Genomic DNA, 17,726 nt, shown 5'->3' with positions numbered 1-17,726 from the left:
ACTGGTAACCACCCATTTCCAGGGCTGGCTGTTGTGCAACGACGGAGCATGACACGCCAACTCGACAGCCGTTGTAATCACCCTGGTGTCAGGCGTCATCGTTTTTCACCTGTCTTTCGTGTGCCTATGACATTCATGCATATGTGCGTGCACCGCCAGAGTCCTTGGTCCCCGACTTCAGGCGGTTCGGCTCGTAAGCGCCACCGGTTTTGCCTGCCAGTGCTCACTGCGTGCGCCGACGCCCACGACGCCTAACCCGCCGGCGTGATCAAGCCGTAATGCCCGTCGTGGCGGTGATACACGAGGCCAGCGCGGCCGTGGTCGGCATCAATGAAGAACAGGAACGGCGCTCCGAGCAGTCCGAGCCGCTTGGCGGCCTCCTCCTCGGTCAGACACGGCACCGGATGTCGGCTGATGGTCACGGACAGCGTGAATGGGCTCAGTTGATCGGCTAGGGCCGGCGCCACCAGGCCAAGGCGATAGTCCGTCGCGCCGGCACGGTGCAGGACAGCGCTGGTGCGCGTGCCCTTTTCGGTGAACAGGTGAAAGTCGTAATCGAGCATCTGCATTTCACGAGCGGCCTCGTCGATGGTGCACGGCGCCGGCGTGAATGACTTGCGCCGGATGACGCGGCGCTCATCCGGCGAACGTGGGTAACAGTCGAAGCGGCGGGTCGGCTCGGAATCGTAGTGCCATTCGTGCGCGCGGGCCGCGGATTGCGCGCCGCGGTGCGGCCCCCAGTGGTCAGCGACGCGCTCCAGGCGTCGTCGCAGCCGCGCCGCGAGAAGATCGACCGCTTCCTGCGCGGTCACTGCCTGGACCTGTGCACGTACTGGCTGGCCATCCACATCGAGATTGCCTTGAGCGATGACGGGACGCTGTAACGCCGGATCGCGATGACGGGTCAGTTTGACGCGCGCGTGCAGCACCGGCCGGCTGGTGTACCGCCCGAGCGCACCGATCTTGCTGCGCGCGTAATCGGCCGCCCCCGGAAGCTCGCCGTGGGTTGTCACGTCGACGTCGATCGTCTGTGGCAATTCTGTTCTGTGGCGCATACTTACCGTGCTACGTCATGGAAGTGGTTGCGTGCCAGGGTCGAAGGTCACCGAACCCGGGCACCACGCGGTGCGACGTAGAATGCGCCTGTCCGGTCCTTCGAAAAGTCAACCGCGAGAGCGATATGGGAAGTCGAACAGGTGCTGTCACAGCGGACTTTGGCGGCGGTGTGCCGGGCTGTCAGGTAGACAGTGGCAGCCGCCACAGAGACTGGCCGGGATCGAGTAACCATAGCCGGCTCGCATTGAAGCGCACCAAACTCCAGGCTCCGGCGATGAGAACGAACGCCAGCACCCCGCCAAGCGCCGCGGTTATCAGCGACGCTCGAAACTCACCGGGACTGGCTGTGGTGACATCGAACCACGCGTCGCAGAGCAGCAGAATCCCGGTCGTGAAGGCGGGAAACACGAGAACCTGACGATGCAGCCAGGTCAGGATTGCCGTGGCGGCCATGAACACGACCAACACGCTGTCAAAGCCCAACCATGTCAGCGGCCAGTTGCTGACTGTATATTTCTGCGGCAACGTAAGGCTCAGATAAACAGTCCATGGGATCATGAACAGCGCGCCGCCAGTCATCAGGCTAAGATGTGCCTGCTTCAATTTCGCTGTGACGCTTCGGGGTTTCAGGTCTGCAAGGGGTCGCTCAAGGCGCTGAATCAGCTCTCGGCGCTCCGCAGCCGTAAGCGCGGTGATCTGGGCATCAGAGAGAATGTCTTTTGTCACCGTCGGCGCCCTTTTACTGGTTGTTCGTCGACTTGCCTGGCAGCGCCGGCCCGCCGCAGCCTTCAATGCAGCGTCGCGGCGTGGAGAAGCTTCTCGTGCGGTAGCCCATCGGGTTGCTGAATGGACTTGGCGGCGTCCGACTCACGGGTCAAGAAAGCGGTGAGTTCTCCGATCGCAGTCATCAGTGGGGCGGGGAAAACGATAGTGGTGTTCTTCTCCACCCCGAGTTCGATCAAGGTCTGCAGATTTCGCAACTGCAGAGCCAGCGGGTGCTGCATCATGGTGTCGGATGCCTCGCCGAGGGCCGAGGCCGCCCGTGCTTCCCCCTCTGCGGCAATGATTTTTGCCCGCTTTTCCCGCTCTGCTTCGGCTTCGCGCGCCATCGCGCGTTTCATACCTTCGGGAAGCTGAATATCCTTGAGTTCGACCAAGGTAACCTCCACGCCCCATTCCACGGTGGTGGTGTCGAGGATCTGGCGGATGCTGCCGTTGATCTTCTCAGTCTGGGCTAGCACTTCGTCGAGGGAATGTTGCCCGACGACATTGCGCAAGGTCGTCTGCGCGATCTGATCGATGGCTGCGTTGACGTTTTCGATGACGACGACGGCCTTTTGGGCATCGATGACACGGAAATAGGCGACCGCGGCGATGTCGACACTGACGTTGTCGCGGGTGATGATGCCTTGCGACTGAATGGGCATGGTCACGATTCGCATCGAAACCCGCCACAGGCGGTCGATGATCGGAATGATGAACCGCAGCCCGGGTTCACGAACCCCGATAACCCGGCCCAGCCGAAAATGCACACCGCGCTGATACTGCTGCACTACCCTTATCGACGCGGCCGCCAACAGCAGCAACACGCCAAACCCGAAAGCCGCAAAAACTGTGCCACTGTTACTCATGACGACCACCTCAATCCGATTCGCCGGCAGCGCTGAAGTGAGAACACGCGTGCTACCGACGCTAACGCCGTGATAGTCGTGGAGTAAGCGGCCAAAGGTCACTCGCCTACAGGACCGAAGGCCCCCTCCGTTTGCCACACCGCGACTTCCACGCCCATCGCGGGCCTTGATTAACGACGTCAGGTAGCAGACGCCCCGACGGCAGATTCGAGTTCAGCGAGACACGCCTCGGTCAGCGGTATCAGCGTATCGATATCAGGCATCAGCTCAGCGCCGGCGACGTAGCCGAATCCGACCCGATCGGCGTACGAGCATGTGGTCACGTTGAGTACCTGACCGTCGTAGACCGTCGACACCGGATAGATCTCCTCGACATGGGCTCCGTTCCAATACATTTCGTCGCGCGGGCCGGCAACATGCGAAATCGGCAGGTTGTATCCGGTACGGATCTTCTGACTGAAGGGCAGCATCGGGGAAATCACGGTCGCAGCGATGCTGCCTGCATTTGTCAGCAGCGATGGTGCCGATCCGCGCCTGGCTACCCAGCGCTTTCCCTCCGACATCGACCGGTGGATCAAATCCAGCCGCGCGACCGGGTCGTCGAGATTAGTGCCCAGCGGGCACAGCCAGAGGCCGAACATGTTGCCATGCTGATCATTCGACGGATCGCACTGCCGACCACGCACTGTGATCGGGCAGATCGCCACCAGCGACTGCTCAGGCAATTCCCTGCGGTCATGCAGCCACTGGCGCAAGGCGCCGGCCACTATCGCGGTGATCACGTCGTTGGCGGTGACCCCGGCCGCGTGCTGCACAGCCTGGATGCGACCCTTGGCCCAGCTGCCGGCGCAGACTGCACGCTCAGGCCCGAGCCGACCGTTGAACCGTACGTAGGGCGCTTCGAAGGGCAATACGGTCGTGTGGCCGACCAGGCTGTCGACCACAGTCACGAACTCCCCCGTGACGATGCGCCCGATCAGCCCGGCTGTTGATGCCGCCTTGCCAACCACCGACCGCAGCGGTGCCACCAGATGAGCCACCAAACCACTCGACGGCGCCGGTGCCGTCGACTGGTCACGGCGGTCGGCATAGAAGGGCGGCATCGAACGGTGCTGCGGGTCAGGGCTTAAGGCATCAGCGATCATCCGGAAACCAGCCACGCCATCGACGACGGTGTGATGCACCTTGATAAAGAAGGCAAAACGACCGTCTTCAAAGCCATCAATCAGATATGAGACCCACATCGGATGGAACCGGTCGAGAGGTGCGGCGTGCAGCTCGCCGATCAGTCGCCAGAACGCGTCAGCGCCCGACAGCGTCCGTCGCTGGCAATGTCGGCTCAAGTCGATGGCATCTGTATCGCGCCAGACCCAGATGCCCCCGGTATCCGCTCCCCAATGTGGATACCGGCGAAGCCGCGGATCAATCGGTCCGTTCCCCGCGAGAGCCGCGGAATGTAGTTTTTCGGCATAGTCCGCGCCGGCATCCGCGGGCGGCGACAGTATCAGCACGGCGCCGACGTGCATTGGGTTGGATATCAATTCCGCGGTCATCATCGCGGCGTCCAACGGATCGAGCGTTTTCATCTCGCCTCGCATCTAGGCAGAACGAGCACATGCTGTCGCAGGTCCATCCAGGAGGCCGGACTGCCGCAGCGCATCCCACACGAACCGCTGCACCGGCTGGGAGCGGAAGAATCCAGTGTGGCCACCTGGGTACCAAACGATTTCCGGTTTACCCCAATGCTCCCAGAGGCGGGTCACCTGCTCGCGTGGATGGACGAGGCGGTCAGCGATGCCGGCGTAGATGAAACGGCCCGGCATGGGCACGAGCGGAGTGAGCGACAAAGGCGACACCATGCGCCCGATGGGTTCCGCCAACTTCATCGTGTCGCGGCGGGGGTCGTCATGGCTGAGACCGGAATGGCGCCCTAGCACTTCGACGAGGTCGGCCACTGGAACACCGAGAATCGCGCAGGTGAGACCTTCCTCAAGGCTAGCGACCAGCGATGCGATGTATCCGCCGAGCGAAAGACTGTTCAACCCGATCAGCGACTCGGGCTCCTGCAAACGGATCCAGGACAACAGCCGCCGGATGTCCCACACCGCCTGAGCTGTCGCGTGCACATCATCGAGCACATACTCGCCCGGAAATACCGCGCCCTTCGGGAGTCCGCGCGCACGCGGTCCGTGCATTGGAAGAACTGGCATGACGACGTTCAGACCCAGCTCGTCGTGTAGTTTCCAGGCACGAAACAGTGCGAGATCAAGTGCAGCGCGGCCCATCTCGGTTCCATGGACACACACCAACCAGGGCCGCGGTTGTGGGTGGCGCAGCAAGAGCGCGTACTCGCGGTCGTTCGCGGTGTATCTCTGCCACCGCTGCGCTCCGGGCTCGCCAGGATGAGGCGTATACCCGCTGTCGAAAAATATGCGATAGAAAGACCGTTTGTGCCCCTTCACCTTCCGGACGGTCACATCTGATAGCGCCGGAGGATCAACAAAAAATCCTTCGGGTTTCTCCAACCATCCCCTTTCCCCGTAGAACTCGAGTCCGGCGACCACCTCGTGCGTGATGCGCTCGAACACATCAGGCCGACTGACTGGACGGCGCGCCTTGAGGCCCATCAGGACCACCTCGTCGCGAAAAGCCTGTGCTGCCAGAGCAATGGTTGGTCGGGCGATCGGAACTTCTTCCGGCGCTTGGCCAAGGAGATCGAGCCATGATTGGGCGAAGTACCGACCGGTGTGCATGAACGGTGTGACAGCTCCAGCCAAACCGCCGATGGCAGGTGCACACCAATCAAAGGCACCCGTTCGTTGCGGGTCGTGGCCGGTGGGCGTCGTCATGACCGCACGCTAACACCTTGTCAGTGCAGCGCGTAGGGACCTAAGGCCCGACGAAGTCACGAAAGTGCTTGACTGACAATGCAGAGCACTGGGTGACAGTTGAGACAAACGACCAATTAAGAAAGGACTTTAGTCACTCGTATCGGTCCTCGGCCAGCCGTAACGTCGGACGTCCAAATCCACACAGTTCGCTGTGCCGCGGCGACATGTCGAGTAGGAGTAGAACCATGTCAGAAACAGTGCAAAAATCCGGGCCGCGCTGGGCCGAGATGTCCGAGGACGTGCTCGAATCAGTCGAGGCCGGCCGTACGCAGACCATTGAGGCCGTGCGCAAATTCGTGGATCGGATCGGTCATGTGGTCCCTGAGCAGCCGCGACGCCAGACCGTCGTCGACGCTGCACTGGACTTGGCTGAGGAGTTGGTCACCGCGCGCATCGAGTTCTTCCGTAGCGTCGTACGGAGCGCCGGTAAGGCAATCGACGGATAGGCGCTCCTAAACGCTCGCAACATCGGACCTACCTCCCAAAGCCTTCTCATTGCGACGCGTGCCCAAAAGCCGCGGCGGCTGGCCTGTCTGGCCGCTGAGCGCGGTGTCCATCCCACGACGCTATGGTTTGGTAGCGTGCCGAATTCACCATGTATCGCAATAGATGTACGGGCATCGCGAGCGATCAAGGTGTGCATTGTGCGGAAGACCTGACCGGGCCCGGCCGGCCCGGGTCAGACCGCGGCCCAACTGCGCAAAAGACTGCCCTGATCGCCGGAGTGGGTGAACAACCTAAGTGGGTGAACAACCTAAATGCGAGACCTCTGGGAATACTTGGGCCGCCGCCTGCTCGTAGCGCGCAACCTCGCCGCCCCAAACCACCGGCCGAAAGTCTCGATGAGCAAGATCGTCGTCGGCAGATATTGGGCAGCCTCCAACCATTTACTCGGTGATGGTGTCGGCCATCCGTGCGGTGTCGGGATTTTCGAGCCGCGCCGCTACCGGATCCGGACGTTCTGCCTGATCGTCGGCGGTGATCCAGTCCCGCGCCTCGCGAGCGTCGGCTTGTCCGAAGGCCCGGTACTGGCCCGGCCAAAGGAAGCCGAAGAATGCGCTAAGCGTCGCAAGGTGTTTCGCCCAGGGAACGTCGGTGACCACCGCGCAGCGTTCCCAGTCGAGGAAATGGCGCCACCCGAACTTCTGGTCTTCCCAGACTGCCCCCGCGTCGAAGCCCTCCAAGTCACTGGCGATCTCAAAGTAGATCCGCAGCTTTTGGTGTCGATGCAGGCGGTCCTGGAAATCAGGTATCAGCACCTGGTCATAATCACTTCTGGTCACCCGCCCGTGGAACGCCAGGGCGGCGACGTCATCGGGAAAGCCTTTGAGCAGCTCGATCATCGAGTCCTCCTCGAACGAGATCTGATCTTCTGTCTTTTCATTGTTCCTGCCGGAATACGGCCTTCAAAGAGGCCAAAGTCACTGGCTAACGCCCGGCCACGGCGTTCGACTGGCCCCCGACCTGTTTGCGAATCCGTGAGGCGAATGCGGCGGCTCGCTGCAGGTCGTGGTCATCGGGTCGTCCCCTGTTGATCCCGCCGATGAACCCGAATGGCCCAATCGTGTCCCACCCGCGGCAAGAAAACGAACCAATCACCTCAAAGCCCTTGGATTCAAGCCATTTCCGAACCGGTTTGTGGTAGCCCCGCAGCGGAATCTCGCGAGCGCCACTGGTGAAGAAGGTAAACGCGCGGGTGTGGTCAGCCGTAGACAGGCGGCGCAACAAGTCCCGCAGTCTCGGATCCACTGTCATGTAGTAAATGCCGGAACCGAAGCCGACGAGATCGTACTGTCGCAAACTTGCGGGGTCGACCGACTCGGGGGTCACGACCTCGGCGCCGAGCACCTCAGCCATCCGATCGGCTACCCGCCGCGTGTTGCCGTGCGATTTAGAGGCGCAGACGATGAGGGACTTCATTGCGCGATTCCTTTCCACGACATGGCCGATTCCACGACATAGCTCCGGCGACGGGTCCATGTTGCGTGAGTCGGCATCCGTCAGGAAGGGCGCAAAGACACCGAAGGCTTGGGGCATAAGTCACTGGCACGCCATGCCGGATCGGTCGAAAAGCGGCGTTCACCTCTGACCAGGCGGCTCCACATGTATCGGAGGTGACGATTTATGGACATCCGGATGACTTTGGTCTCTATTCCGGACGGCGCGGACGCAGCAGGATCAAAGCTGTTCGCCTCTTACCACTGCATCGGTGTCGGCCTTCTAGCAACGGATTCGTGTCATGAAAACATCACTCGCCTCATTGGAGAGGCCCGACTTCAGCAAGATCGAGAACCGCGCGCCGTCGGTGGCACACATGTTCCTGAACCGCGTCGCCGCAACACCGCATGCAGAGGCTTTTCGGTACCCGCAGGACGACAGCTGGGAGAGCGTGACCTGGCGGCAAGTCGGCGAACGCGTGCACAACATCGCCGCGGGGTTGATCTCGTTGGGAATCGCGCCAGAGGAACGGGTTGCGCTCGCGTCGTCGACCCGTTACGAGTGGGTGCTCGTCGATTTCGCCGTGATGTGCGCGGGTGCAGCCACCACCACGGTGTACCCGACGACGAACGCAACCGATGTCGCATACATCGTCGCCAACTCGGGAAGCCGGGTCGTGGTCGCCGAGAATCAGACCCAGGTGGACAAACTGCTCGAACACCGCTCTGCGCTGCCGGATGTGAGCAAGGTCGTGATCATCGACGGCACGGGCGACGGCGACTGGGTGATCACCCTTTCTGAACTTGAGCAATTGGGCAAGCAAGTGCTCGCCGACTCCCCCGATGCCGTCGAGGAGCGTGTCGCAGCCGTCGGTCCAGGCCGACTCGCCAGCCTCATCTACACGTCCGGCACCACCGGACGGCCGAAGGGTGTGCGGCTGACCCATGGGGCATGGACGTACACCGCGACGGCGATTGACGCGCTGAACGTCCTTGGCCCTGAAGACCTTAACTTCCTGTGGCTGCCGCTCGCGCACTCGTTCGGCAAGGTGATGCTGGCGCTGCCGCTGCAGGTCGGCTTTACCACCGCGATCGACGGTCGGGTCGACCGGATAGTCGAGAATCTGGCGGTCTTACACCCAACCATCATGGGGGCAGCACCGCGGATCTTCGAGAAGGCGCACGCTCGGATCGAGGGGATGGTCGCCGAGCAGGGCAGGCTCAGGAAGAAGATATTCGACTGGGCAATCGGAGTCGGCACCAGGGTTTCCAAAGATCGGCAAGCGGGAAAGAAGCCTTCGCTCGCGTCGTCGCTGGCATACCGGGTCGCAGATCGGCTGGTGTTCTCCACCATCCGAGAGCGCTTCGGTGGGCGGGTGCGATTCTTCGTCTCCGCAGCCGCCGCCCTGGACCGAAACGTGGCGCAGTGGTTCGACGCTGTCGGTATCACCGTGCTGGAGGGCTATGGGTTGACCGAGACGGCGGCCGCGTCATTTATCAACCGCCCCAGCGCTTATCGGTTCGGAACGGTTGGTTGGCCATTCCCCGCCACGGAAGTGAAGATCGCCGATGACGGCGAGATCCTGCTCCGCGGTCCTGGTGTGATGACCTCCTACCATGATCTGCCCGACGCCACCGCCGAGGCGCTCGACCGCGATGGTTGGTTCCGCACGGGCGACATCGGTGAGCTTGATGCCGACGGCTTCCTGCGCATTACCGATCGCAAGAAAGACATGTTCAAGACCTCGCAAGGCAAGTACGTCGCACCATCGGCGATTGAAGTGAGATTCAAAGGTCTCTGCCCGTACGCAGCCGAGCTCATCGTCATCGGAGAGGCCAAGCCCTACTGTGTGGCGCTGGTCAGCCTCGACGGTGAGGCGATTACCGACTGGGCCGGTAAGCACGATTTGTCGGGCAGTTCTTTCGCTGACATAGCCCGCGACCAGACGACACACGAATTGATCGCCGGTTACATCGACTCGCTGAACTCAGAGCTGAACCGCTGGGAGCAGATCAAGAAATTCGCGATCCTCGACCGCGAGCTTTCGATCGAAGCCGGCGACCTGACGCCGAGTATGAAACTTCGCCGCAAGGCGGTGATCGACAAGTTCGCCGACCGCCTCTCGGCTCTGTACGAGCAAGCATCAGTGGCGGCGACGGCATCGCCAGAAGGCTTGTGATTGCCCTGTCAACGGCCCCCAGTGCGACCAGCCAGCTCTAGGTGACGGGACTAAAGGCCCATATCGGAGGGCTAACGACTCTGGCGCACTCACTTTCGCCGTTCATAGGGTTGGCGGACAGGCACAAGAACGGCACAAGTAGTGGAGAGGGAAGACATGCGGTCAGAACGCCTCAGGTGGTTGGCAAAAGCAGAAGGCCCTTTTGTCTCGGTGTACTTCGACGACTCGCACGACACCGCGGACGCGGCCGAGCAACTCGAAACGAAATGGCATGATATCCGCACGCATCTGGAGGACCGGGGCGCGGCCGCCGACATCATCATCACGCTCGGCGAAGCCGTGCTGAACCATCGACCTGCTGTAGGTCGGCGCGGCCGCGCGGTGATCGCGACAAGCGATCAGGTGCTGGTCAACGAGCAGCTGATCAGCCCGCTGCCGGCCACGGTGATCCGCCTATCGGACTACCCATATATCGTGCCCTTGATCGACCTGGAGATGCAGCGACCGACTTACGTGTTTGCCGCAGTTGACCACATCGGCGCCGACGTCACGCTGTACCAAGGGGAAACCGTCAATTCAACCAGCATCGAGGGCGCCGGCTACCCGGTGCACAAGCCGGTCACTGCCGGCTGGAACGGGTACGGCGACCTCCAACACACCACCGACGAAGCCATCCGCGTGAACTGCCGCGCGGTCGCCGACCACCTGACGCGACTGGTAGACGAAGCCGATCCCGAGGTGGTATTCGTGTGCGGCGAGGTCCGTTCACGTACGGGTGTCCTGGCGGAATTACCGAAGCGAGCAGCCCAGCGGGTGTCTCAACTGCATGCCGAAGCTCGAAAGAGCGGTATCGATTACGACCAGATCTTCCGGTTGACCGCCACGGAGTTCACTCGACGCCATCGCATGGAGATGACCGACGTCGCTGATCGGTTTCAAGCCGAAACCGCACGTGCCTCGGGGATGGCGGCCGAAGGGCTCGGCGCGGTTTGTGCGGCGTTGCGTGACGGCGACGTCGACACACTGATCGTGGGTGACATGCGCGACGCCACCGTCGTCACCGGCGACGCGCTGACGACGGTAGCGCCCGATGCCGACGCGCTGTCCGAATTCGGCGAACCGGTAGCACGAGTCGCAAGGGCCGATGAGGCGCTGCCATTCACCGCGATCACCATTGGCGCCGCACTGGTTCGGGCCGACGACCGGATCGCACCAAAGGATGGGGTTGGTGCGTTGCTGCGATATGTCGCGACCGACAGGCTCGCCAGCCGACAATCCTGATGCGGGAAGCTTTTCGGGAACTTCGTCGATCGGTTGCATCCGACGGCCGCCTGAAGAACGCGGCCTTGGCGTTGCGTCGCGCGCAATGGATTCATCGGTAACGGCCGCAGTAAGGCGCCGCGGTCGTCAGCGTTGGTTTCTGCGACCTTCATCTTCGTGGAGGCATCGAAGAGCACGCTCCCACTGAGCGTCGCGTGTTCGATCAAGACGGGAACGCACGCCCGCTACGAGTGACGTCATCCCAAGCGACACAATCAGCATTGTGACCATAACCGTGCCGATCGCATCCCCCACGGCATGCCAAGTCGGCGTTGGCGGAACTACCGTGTTGCCGCTCTTGTCGATCCAGACTCCAATGCGTTCACCCACTTTGGCCTCGGTGCGGGGATGAACCGAGCCGACACGCTCGCCAGCCGCGACCGGCCACTTCGCCACTACACTCACGTCCGAACCGTCAACCCGGATACCGGTGACTGTCGCCATGACTATGTGTCGCTCACGCGCTTGCTGCGCATACCGGCCTTCGCGAGCGCCGTAGGCTATGGCCCCGACCACACCGGCGACAGGTATCGCGACCAGTGAGACGACGAACGCGACGACCGCGACCAGCGCCTCTACCCGATCACTGCGGCGAAGCAAAGGGTTGCGGCCAAGGATGCGCCCGATGCACCAGCAACGCGGGTCGAAGGTGAAAGTATCCATCACAACTCCCCTGAGCCCCAACGAATTCCATGCTTTGTTCCACAATCATCGTTGTCCCGAGGCCCAGCGGCCAGGGCCCTTTGGCCTCAACGCCATGGCGAGTCGTCACCAAATGAACCAGCCGGTTTGTTGCACCAGCGGCGACAAGTCCGGGCCGCTTCCGCAGCTTAAGGCCTTTCAACACGCGCAGAAAAGCTAATCAGCGTCTAGCTCGCGGTCAGCCATCCACTCGACGAAATCGGCGAGTTCGCGTCGCGGTGTCGCAGGCAACGCGTCCGCATTGATGGGAGCCCAACCCACCCGCAGCAGCATTTGCGGATAACCGCTATCACCGAAGATTTCGGAACGCACCGTTTCCCGCGTTTCGGCCACCTCCAGCGGTTCGGTGACGGGGCAACTGGCCAAGCCCATCGCCGTCGCCGTGAGAAGCACGACGCTGGTGGCCTCCCCCGCACGCAGCTGCGCTAACCGGTCGTCGGCCCGAGTCCCGAGCGCAAGCACTACGGCTGTGTCCTCAGCGGCTGACGAACCCGCCGGCATTGCCAGCGACGGACCGGCAAAGAGCCGACTCGGTATCGGCGCTGTCAGGTCTGATTTTGGGGCATTACGAGCCGGTACACCAGCTTTCGTCGCGTAACGCCCGCTCCACTCGGCAAGCTCGACAAGATAATCATGCGTCATGTGGCTCCAGACAGATTCCGCCACAATATGTTTCAACTTATCCATGTCTTCGACTTGGCGCAGCGACACCCCGTTGCGGGCCGACCGCGCGGCCATCAAAGCAATACCGCCGATCGGAACCGGCCAAGAACTGTAGTGACGGCGGTCGGTTCGCCGACGCGGTATCGCCGCTGCCAGCGCTATGTCGGGGGGGTCAACGGTAGATTGCGACAATTCGATCGCGGCCAAGTGATTCGGGTCATACGGATTAGGCAGCCGGGCCACCTTGGCCCGCCACCCGACAGCCGCCAGCGCGACGATGCAGTGATGCAACGCCGCACCACAACTCAGGAACAGCTCTCGACCATCCGGATCGGTGTTGGGAAGTTGCCGGTCGGCGTCGGAGTACAGATGCAGGCTCTCCATACCCACCAGCCAGCGCCACGGCTGTGTGTTATGGACGGAAGGAGCTCGAGATGCCAGGGCCAGTACGGTCCGGATCGTGCCGGTGTCGGGGAAGTGCGCCTCCATGGCTATCGACTCCTTCCGACTGATGTGGTCTGTCAACGATCGTTCAATCACGCGGGCCACACGAGAGGACGACGTCCCCGCTCCAAAAGGACTTTGTGCCATTTCTGGTCCGAGCACGACACGATGATTGCTGGAGAGCTAGGCCGCGACCGCAACAGTCACATCAACGGATAATTGCTCGCCGACCGCGCAGGCTGTGGCCCAGTCGCCGCCGCACGCCGCTCGGGCAAGATCCTCAACCAGCGGGCTGTGTGCACCCAGCTCCGCCAGCCACGATGACACTGTGGGTGCGATCTCAGAGCCGGGAACCCGGACCGTCCGCCCACTGTGCAAGCGGTCGGTAACGTAGTACAAGGTCGTGGTTGACGTCCACCGATGATGGAGTCGTGATGGGAACCTCATTTAAGCCTCCTCGACCAGCCTTGAACTCAATCCCACCGCACCCCGAATCCCGGCAGTAGAGCCCAACGAAACCGGCCGGTAGTGCTTCGGTCACGCTTTCCGACACGCCGAAGTCCCGACACTTAAGGGCCTTTCGTCACCCGGACTCGAAGGCCCAATGGCCCTCACTGGGCCCGCCTGCAAATTTGCGGCAAAGCTCGCTTATACGGTTTGAGAGGGTCGAGAGCGAAGTAGGTTGGCAGCACCGGGATTTCAGCAGCGGCGATCAAGCAACGCGGGTACGCGTCCAGCGGCGACCGGAAGCGGCAGTCAGGCGTCGGTGAGCGGGGCACACCAGTGAACCCGGGTACCGCCCTCGGGGGGGCTTGTGATCTCGCAAATGCCGCCAAGCTGTTCAGCGCGGTGCATCATGTTAGCCAAACCGCTGCGCCGTTGGTTGTCGGCCGGCACGCCGGAGCCATTGTCGCTGATATCGAGGGTGAACATGTCGGCCACATCGACCTCGATTGTCAGCCGCGACGCGCCGGAGTGGCGAACGGCATTGCTGATGGCTTCGGCGGCGACTGCCTCGGCATGCTCGGCGAGTTCGCGGCCAACAACGCTCGTCGGTCCATTGATGCGCACGGTGGTGACAATGTCACGGTCCTCGGTCAGATCGGCAACCACCCGCTGAATCTGCTGCCGAAAGTCGCCGTTCGCCCGCGGGGAAGTCAACTGGAAGATAGTGGTGCGGATCTCCTCGATGATGGTCTGCAGAGCATCGAGTGTGCGGCTCAGTCGATCGATAACCTCGGGTGAACGTGCCCGCGCGAGCGTGCCCTGCAGATCCATTCCTGTGGCGAACAGCCTTTGGATTACATGGTCATGCAGGTCGTGCGCGATGCGCTCGCGCTCGGCCAGAATGGTCAGCTGCCGGGCTTGCTCGCGGCCCGAGGCAAGCACGAGCGCGATCGCGGCGTGAGTGGCGAAATCATTGACCAAATCGAGATCGCCGGGACCGAAGGGCTGCTGGTTTGCGCTACGGGCAACCGCGATCACCCCGGCGACTCCGTCGTTGGCACGAAGCGGCATCACAATCGCTGAGCGCTGCCCGACGTCAGTGAACGACTGGATTGGATAGCTCAACGCCTCGGTGATTTGTGGTTCGCCGGAACGAAAAACAGCGCCAGACGTCGAGGCGTCCACCGGAATTTGTTGACCGATCACTTCGGACGTACGCAGGCCGACCGCGGCAGAAACAACCAATGTGTCGACTTCGTCGTTGGGTAGGTCAGCGTCGATCGGCACGAGCACGATCGCCTGCTCGGCATCGGTCAGTGCGCAGGTGCGCTCAGCGATCAACTGCAACGGGCTCCGGTGCGGCTCGCTGGTGGACAGGAGTGCGGTAGTGATCTCGCGGCTCGCCTCCATCCACTTCACCGATGTCCGCTCGCGCTCGAACAGCTGCGCATTATCGATGGCAACCGCGGCTGCAAAGGCCAGCGCGCGAGCAGCGAACTCGTCGGATGCCGAAAAGACACGCCCTGTGTCGACGTGGGTCAGGTATAGGCTGCCGAATACCGTCCCCCGTATTGTGATCGGCACACCCAGAAAAGCGCACATTTGTGGGTGGTACTCGGGAAAACCGCACGCAGCCGGGTGCATGGTCAGATCTTCTAGACGCAGCGCCGGGGTGTCGTTCAGCGGAACACCTAAAACCCCCTTGCCAACGGGCAGATGCCCGATCCGGCCAACCGTGTCGTCATCCATTCCTGCATGGACAAATGAGACGAGCGCGCCTTCCGGGTCACGGACAGCCAGTGCACCGTACGGGGCCGAGGTCAGCTCCCTTGCCGCGAGGATGATCCGACGCAGCGTCGCATCGAGATCGAGATCTGAGCCGATCTCGACGATCACTCGCAGCAGTTGCTCCATTTGGTCGCGCGCCGCCAGCAACTCGTCGAGTTGTTCGTGCATCCTGCTCACAAGTCCGGGCTGACCGAGCCGAGCAAAAACCGATCCGCTGTCGGTCATCCGACGCGACACCCGCGCACCGGGACGATGGGGAAACCGATCACCATGCTCTGACGGGCGCTATTGCCGGCATGCATCACGTACTGGTGTCGTACGAAGTCGCCCTCGGCCACCCATTCGACTAAGACGGCCTTACCGGCCTCTCGGGTGGTCATGGCGCCATAGTTGCTCAGTGGTGGCCTACCTTCTAAAGCCACCGCTTGACCATAAAGCCGTACCGACCAGCGGTCAAATGAAATCCCTCCGCAACTCTCGTACGCAATCTACCCGTGCGATCGTTACGGATAGCCGTAACGTAATGCAATGGTCGCTCATCGCCTTCGGTGCTGTGTCTGCAGTTCTGCGTTCTACGGTCGCGCCGACGCACGCTTCTGCTGCGGGGCGTGCAGACAGAAGGCCTACCGGGCGTGCGCACACGAAGCACACCGCACCGCCGCGAGAGGCCAGGCTGCTGCAACGCGCCAGCGCGCAAAAGAGACGGTCAAACGCGCGAGGACGGTAGAACAACAAGCCGCCGCGATCAAGCGCAAGGCGGACGCAACGCTGGCCGCTGCCAGGGACAGCCTGGACCGGCGGCGGGCTCGTCGGACGATCCAAACCGGCAGCGAGTTTTTCGACCGCACCAATCAGCTCACCCCGAAAGACAGGGCACCAGCCGAAGGTCAATTCCCAAGAACTCCGGAGCTAGTGCCGGACCAAAAGCACTGAGCAGTCGGGATAGCCGAGAATTGGATGACAGTTCGGGATAGCCAACTCCGGTAACTGATCGGCCTCGGCCTCGCCCACCACGGCCAGGTCGATTGCACTGCTGTGGTTCTCAGCCGCGTGAGCGCCGGTTCCCGCGGCGACGATCTGGACGGGAACATCCGGATACCTGCGGACCCAGCTGTCCAGCCGGCGGTCGATCTGCCGCACCGTAGCGTGGCGACGCCGCCCTTCCTCCATGGCCTGATGCACCACCTCGTCGTTGTCGGGTTCGTCGTTGAGTACCACGGCGATCACACCGAGTTCCGTCGGCGATCCGTCTGGATTGGTCCGGATGATCGCAACCGGGCAATGTGCGCCCGTCACCAACGCGGCGGCGGTTGGGCCCAACAAGCCGTCGGCAGCCCATCCCCTTCTAGAGGTGCCCACACAGACCATGGCTGCGTGCAGCGATTCAGCAATCAACGCCTGCGCGGGATCCCCCGAGAGCACCGCTGTTTCGACCTCGACCGGTTTGTGTTCGTCCTGCACTGCGCAAATCGCCTGGGACAGCACCATTTCACTGCGTTCAAGCTCCCACTCCGAGGCGTTGTCCGCCGATGCGATTCGCCGGCCCGGGATGACATACACAAGGCGGAGCGGCAGCTGCCGGCTGATCGCCTCGTCGATCGCCCACTTGACGGCGTTCACCGCGGCTTGAGAACCATTGACGCCTACCACCACCGACTTCGCGTCCAGTTGATTCATGTCGGCTCCTGACTAGTTCGACCGAACGTCGAGGGGCTCGGCGACGAGTTCGAACAACTTCTCCACATCCGCGCGCTCGCAGACCTCCGTACCGGGAGTCATCAACATCGCGGCGCCCGCCGCAATCCCCAGACGGACGGACTTGCCCAACGTCCATCCGCGGCTCAGGCCCACCGTGATCGCGGCAACCATGGCGTCGCCGGCCCCGACGCCACTGCCCCCCTGCATCGGGATGGCTGAAATACGCTGATTCGCATGGCGTGTCACGAGCAGCGCTCCTTGATCTCCCAGGGAGATTACTACAACTTCTGCGCGCCCAATGTCAATGAGCTCATGTGCGGCCGCCAATTGCTCAGCCTCAGTGGCTAATTCGCGTCCAAAGCATTCCCGCAGTTCGCGCACACTTGGTTTGAGGAGAAATACTCCAGAGGAGATGTTTTGCAAGCCGACACCGGAAGCGTCCAAAATCAGCCGGGCGCCGACTTGCCGGCAGACGTCGGCGACCCGGTTGTAGAAGTCGTCGGGAACACCCGGCGGCAGGCTGCCGCTGGCCACGACGAATTCGGCCGAGCGGGCCGCCATTCGTAGTTCCTGCAGACATCTCTCTTGTTCTCGCGCTGTCAACCGAGGCCCCGGCAGGACGAACCGGTACTGCTGGCCGGTGCTGGTCTCGTTGACGGTGAAGCTCTCTCGGGTACACCCCGCAATCGGAATTTCTCCGAACGGGACCCCTTCGTCATTGAGCAGCCTGGTGAGCAGACCACCATGCGACCCGCCTGCGGGGAACACCGCAAACACCGAGCCGCCGAGGACCAGTGCCACCCGAGCGACATTGATACCGCCGCCGCCCGGGTCGTAACGAGTCGCGTTGCAGCGCAATTTGTTTGTCGGCCGCACGACGCCCACGCTTGTCGTGATGTCGAGCGCAGGATTCATGGTCAGCGTGACAATTCGTGGCAGACCCGGGGGCGGACCGGCTTGCGCCTGCAT

The 17,726-nt window shown here is 62.3% G+C and carries 17 protein-coding genes; 3 read left to right on the top strand and 14 right to left on the bottom strand.

Features of this window, described 5'->3' with window-relative positions; genetic code table 11:
• The 6 genes from VML93_RS38445 to VML93_RS00520 all read right to left on the bottom strand — a co-directional run.
• Positions 1-99, bottom strand: a 99-nt coding sequence (locus VML93_RS38445) for a hypothetical protein (protein ID WP_414686250.1), incomplete at its 3' end; no start/stop codon positions are given.
• A gap of 152 nt (positions 100-251) precedes the next feature.
• Positions 252-1,055, bottom strand: a complete 804-nt coding sequence (locus tag VML93_RS00540) for a sigma 54 modulation/S30EA ribosomal C-terminal domain-containing protein (RefSeq protein WP_325606536.1) — start codon at positions 1,053-1,055, stop codon at positions 252-254.
• A 181-nt stretch (positions 1,056-1,236) separates the two neighbouring features.
• Positions 1,237-1,782: a hypothetical protein gene (locus VML93_RS00535; protein WP_325606533.1), complete on the bottom strand. Its 546-nt coding sequence runs from the start codon at positions 1,780-1,782 to the stop codon at positions 1,237-1,239.
• A gap of 62 nt (positions 1,783-1,844) precedes the next feature.
• Positions 1,845-2,687 carry a slipin family protein gene (locus tag VML93_RS00530; protein ID WP_325606552.1) on the bottom strand — a complete coding sequence of 281 codons (843 nt, stop codon included), beginning with the start codon at positions 2,685-2,687 and terminating at the stop codon, positions 1,845-1,847.
• A 179-nt stretch (positions 2,688-2,866) separates the two neighbouring features.
• Entirely contained in the window at positions 2,867-4,273 is a 1,407-nt protein-coding gene (locus VML93_RS00525; RefSeq protein WP_325606531.1) for a wax ester/triacylglycerol synthase family O-acyltransferase, read from the bottom strand.
• Positions 4,274-4,285: 12 nt separating this feature from the next.
• Positions 4,286-5,440 carry a hypothetical protein gene (locus VML93_RS00520; RefSeq protein WP_325606550.1) on the bottom strand — a complete coding sequence of 385 codons (1,155 nt, stop codon included), beginning with the start codon at positions 5,438-5,440 and terminating at the stop codon, positions 4,286-4,288.
• Positions 5,441-5,763: 323 nt separating this feature from the next.
• Between VML93_RS00520 and VML93_RS00515 the strand changes: the two genes are divergently transcribed.
• Positions 5,764-6,024 carry a hypothetical protein gene (locus VML93_RS00515; protein WP_325606528.1) on the top strand — a complete coding sequence of 87 codons (261 nt, stop codon included), beginning with the start codon at positions 5,764-5,766 and terminating at the stop codon, positions 6,022-6,024.
• Between the two features lie 441 nt (positions 6,025-6,465).
• Here VML93_RS00515 and VML93_RS00510 read toward each other — a convergent pair whose 3' ends face one another.
• Together VML93_RS00510 and VML93_RS00505 are read right to left on the bottom strand one after the other, a co-directional pair.
• The gene (locus VML93_RS00510) at positions 6,466-6,921 is read right to left on the bottom strand and encodes an STAS/SEC14 domain-containing protein (RefSeq protein WP_325606525.1); all 456 of its coding nucleotides are present in this window, start codon (positions 6,919-6,921) and stop codon (positions 6,466-6,468) included.
• 85 nt (positions 6,922-7,006) lie between these two features.
• Positions 7,007-7,615, bottom strand: a complete 609-nt coding sequence (locus tag VML93_RS00505) for a flavodoxin family protein (protein ID WP_325606523.1) — start codon at positions 7,613-7,615, stop codon at positions 7,007-7,009.
• Positions 7,616-7,817: 202 nt separating this feature from the next.
• Between VML93_RS00505 and VML93_RS00500 the strand changes: the two genes are divergently transcribed.
• Positions 7,818-9,695, top strand: a complete 1,878-nt coding sequence (locus VML93_RS00500) for a long-chain fatty acid--CoA ligase (protein ID WP_325606520.1) — start codon at positions 7,818-7,820, stop codon at positions 9,693-9,695.
• Between the two features lie 156 nt (positions 9,696-9,851).
• A complete protein-coding gene (locus VML93_RS00495; RefSeq protein WP_325606518.1) occupies positions 9,852-10,976 on the top strand; it encodes a hypothetical protein in 1,125 nt (374 codons plus the stop codon).
• 126 nt (positions 10,977-11,102) lie between these two features.
• Here the strand turns inward: VML93_RS00495 and VML93_RS00490 are convergent, their stop codons facing one another.
• The 6 genes from VML93_RS00490 to VML93_RS00460 all read right to left on the bottom strand — a co-directional run bounded on the left by VML93_RS00490 (position 11,103) and on the right by VML93_RS00460 (position 17,726).
• Positions 11,103-11,678 carry a hypothetical protein gene (locus VML93_RS00490; protein ID WP_325606515.1) on the bottom strand — a complete coding sequence of 192 codons (576 nt, stop codon included), beginning with the start codon at positions 11,676-11,678 and terminating at the stop codon, positions 11,103-11,105.
• Between the two features lie 195 nt (positions 11,679-11,873).
• Positions 11,874-12,869, bottom strand: coding sequence for an Acg family FMN-binding oxidoreductase (locus VML93_RS00485; RefSeq protein WP_325606514.1), 996 nt, complete (start codon positions 12,867-12,869; stop codon positions 11,874-11,876).
• Positions 12,870-13,580: 711 nt separating this feature from the next.
• Positions 13,581-15,227 carry a GAF domain-containing sensor histidine kinase gene (locus tag VML93_RS00475; RefSeq protein ID WP_325606548.1) on the bottom strand — a complete coding sequence of 549 codons (1,647 nt, stop codon included), beginning with the start codon at positions 15,225-15,227 and terminating at the stop codon, positions 13,581-13,583.
• 53 nt (positions 15,228-15,280) lie between these two features.
• A complete protein-coding gene (locus VML93_RS00470; RefSeq protein ID WP_325606510.1) occupies positions 15,281-15,439 on the bottom strand; it encodes a hypothetical protein in 159 nt (52 codons plus the stop codon).
• A gap of 529 nt (positions 15,440-15,968) precedes the next feature.
• Positions 15,969-16,736: a universal stress protein gene (locus tag VML93_RS00465; protein ID WP_325606508.1), complete on the bottom strand. Its 768-nt coding sequence runs from the start codon at positions 16,734-16,736 to the stop codon at positions 15,969-15,971.
• A 12-nt stretch (positions 16,737-16,748) separates the two neighbouring features.
• The gene (locus tag VML93_RS00460; RefSeq protein WP_325606506.1) at positions 16,749-17,726 is read right to left on the bottom strand and encodes a 1-phosphofructokinase family hexose kinase; all 978 of its coding nucleotides are present in this window, start codon (positions 17,724-17,726) and stop codon (positions 16,749-16,751) included.

The organism is Mycobacterium sp. (assembly GCF_035499775.1).
Taxonomy (GTDB): Bacteria; Actinomycetota; Actinomycetes; order Mycobacteriales; family Mycobacteriaceae; genus Mycobacterium.
This window is presented reverse-complemented; position numbering and strand designations above follow the sequence as displayed.

What these genes read in the sequence shown, in the direction of transcription:
- VML93_RS00540 (WP_325606536.1), bottom strand. Translation starts at nt 1,055, where the DNA reads ATGCGCCACAGAACAGAATTGCCACAGACGATCGACGTCGACGTGACA.
- VML93_RS00530 (WP_325606552.1), bottom strand. Translation starts at nt 2,687, where the DNA reads ATGAGTAACAGTGGCACAGTTTTTGCGGCTTTCGGGTTTGGCGTGTTG.
- VML93_RS00525 (WP_325606531.1), bottom strand. Translation starts at nt 4,273, where the DNA reads ATGAAAACGCTCGATCCGTTGGACGCCGCGATGATGACCGCGGAATTG.
- VML93_RS00520 (WP_325606550.1), bottom strand. Translation starts at nt 5,440, where the DNA reads ATGCACACCGGTCGGTACTTCGCCCAATCATGGCTCGATCTCCTTGGC.
- VML93_RS00515 (WP_325606528.1), top strand. Translation starts at nt 5,764, where the DNA reads ATGTCAGAAACAGTGCAAAAATCCGGGCCGCGCTGGGCCGAGATGTCC.
- VML93_RS00510 (WP_325606525.1), bottom strand. Translation starts at nt 6,921, where the DNA reads ATGATCGAGCTGCTCAAAGGCTTTCCCGATGACGTCGCCGCCCTGGCG.
- VML93_RS00505 (WP_325606523.1), bottom strand. Translation starts at nt 7,615, where the DNA reads ATGCCCCAAGCCTTCGGTGTCTTTGCGCCCTTCCTGACGGATGCCGAC.
- VML93_RS00500 (WP_325606520.1), top strand. Translation starts at nt 7,818, where the DNA reads ATGAAAACATCACTCGCCTCATTGGAGAGGCCCGACTTCAGCAAGATC.
- VML93_RS00495 (WP_325606518.1), top strand. Translation starts at nt 9,852, where the DNA reads ATGCGGTCAGAACGCCTCAGGTGGTTGGCAAAAGCAGAAGGCCCTTTT.
- VML93_RS00490 (WP_325606515.1), bottom strand. Translation starts at nt 11,678, where the DNA reads ATGGATACTTTCACCTTCGACCCGCGTTGCTGGTGCATCGGGCGCATC.
- VML93_RS00485 (WP_325606514.1), bottom strand. Translation starts at nt 12,869, where the DNA reads ATGGAGGCGCACTTCCCCGACACCGGCACGATCCGGACCGTACTGGCC.
- VML93_RS00475 (WP_325606548.1), bottom strand. Translation starts at nt 15,227, where the DNA reads ATGCACGAACAACTCGACGAGTTGCTGGCGGCGCGCGACCAAATGGAG.
- VML93_RS00470 (WP_325606510.1), bottom strand. Translation starts at nt 15,439, where the DNA reads ATGACCACCCGAGAGGCCGGTAAGGCCGTCTTAGTCGAATGGGTGGCC.
- VML93_RS00465 (WP_325606508.1), bottom strand. Translation starts at nt 16,736, where the DNA reads ATGAATCAACTGGACGCGAAGTCGGTGGTGGTAGGCGTCAATGGTTCT.
- VML93_RS00460 (WP_325606506.1), bottom strand. Translation starts at nt 17,726, where the DNA reads ATGCAGGCGCAAGCCGGTCCGCCCCCGGGTCTGCCACGAATTGTCACG.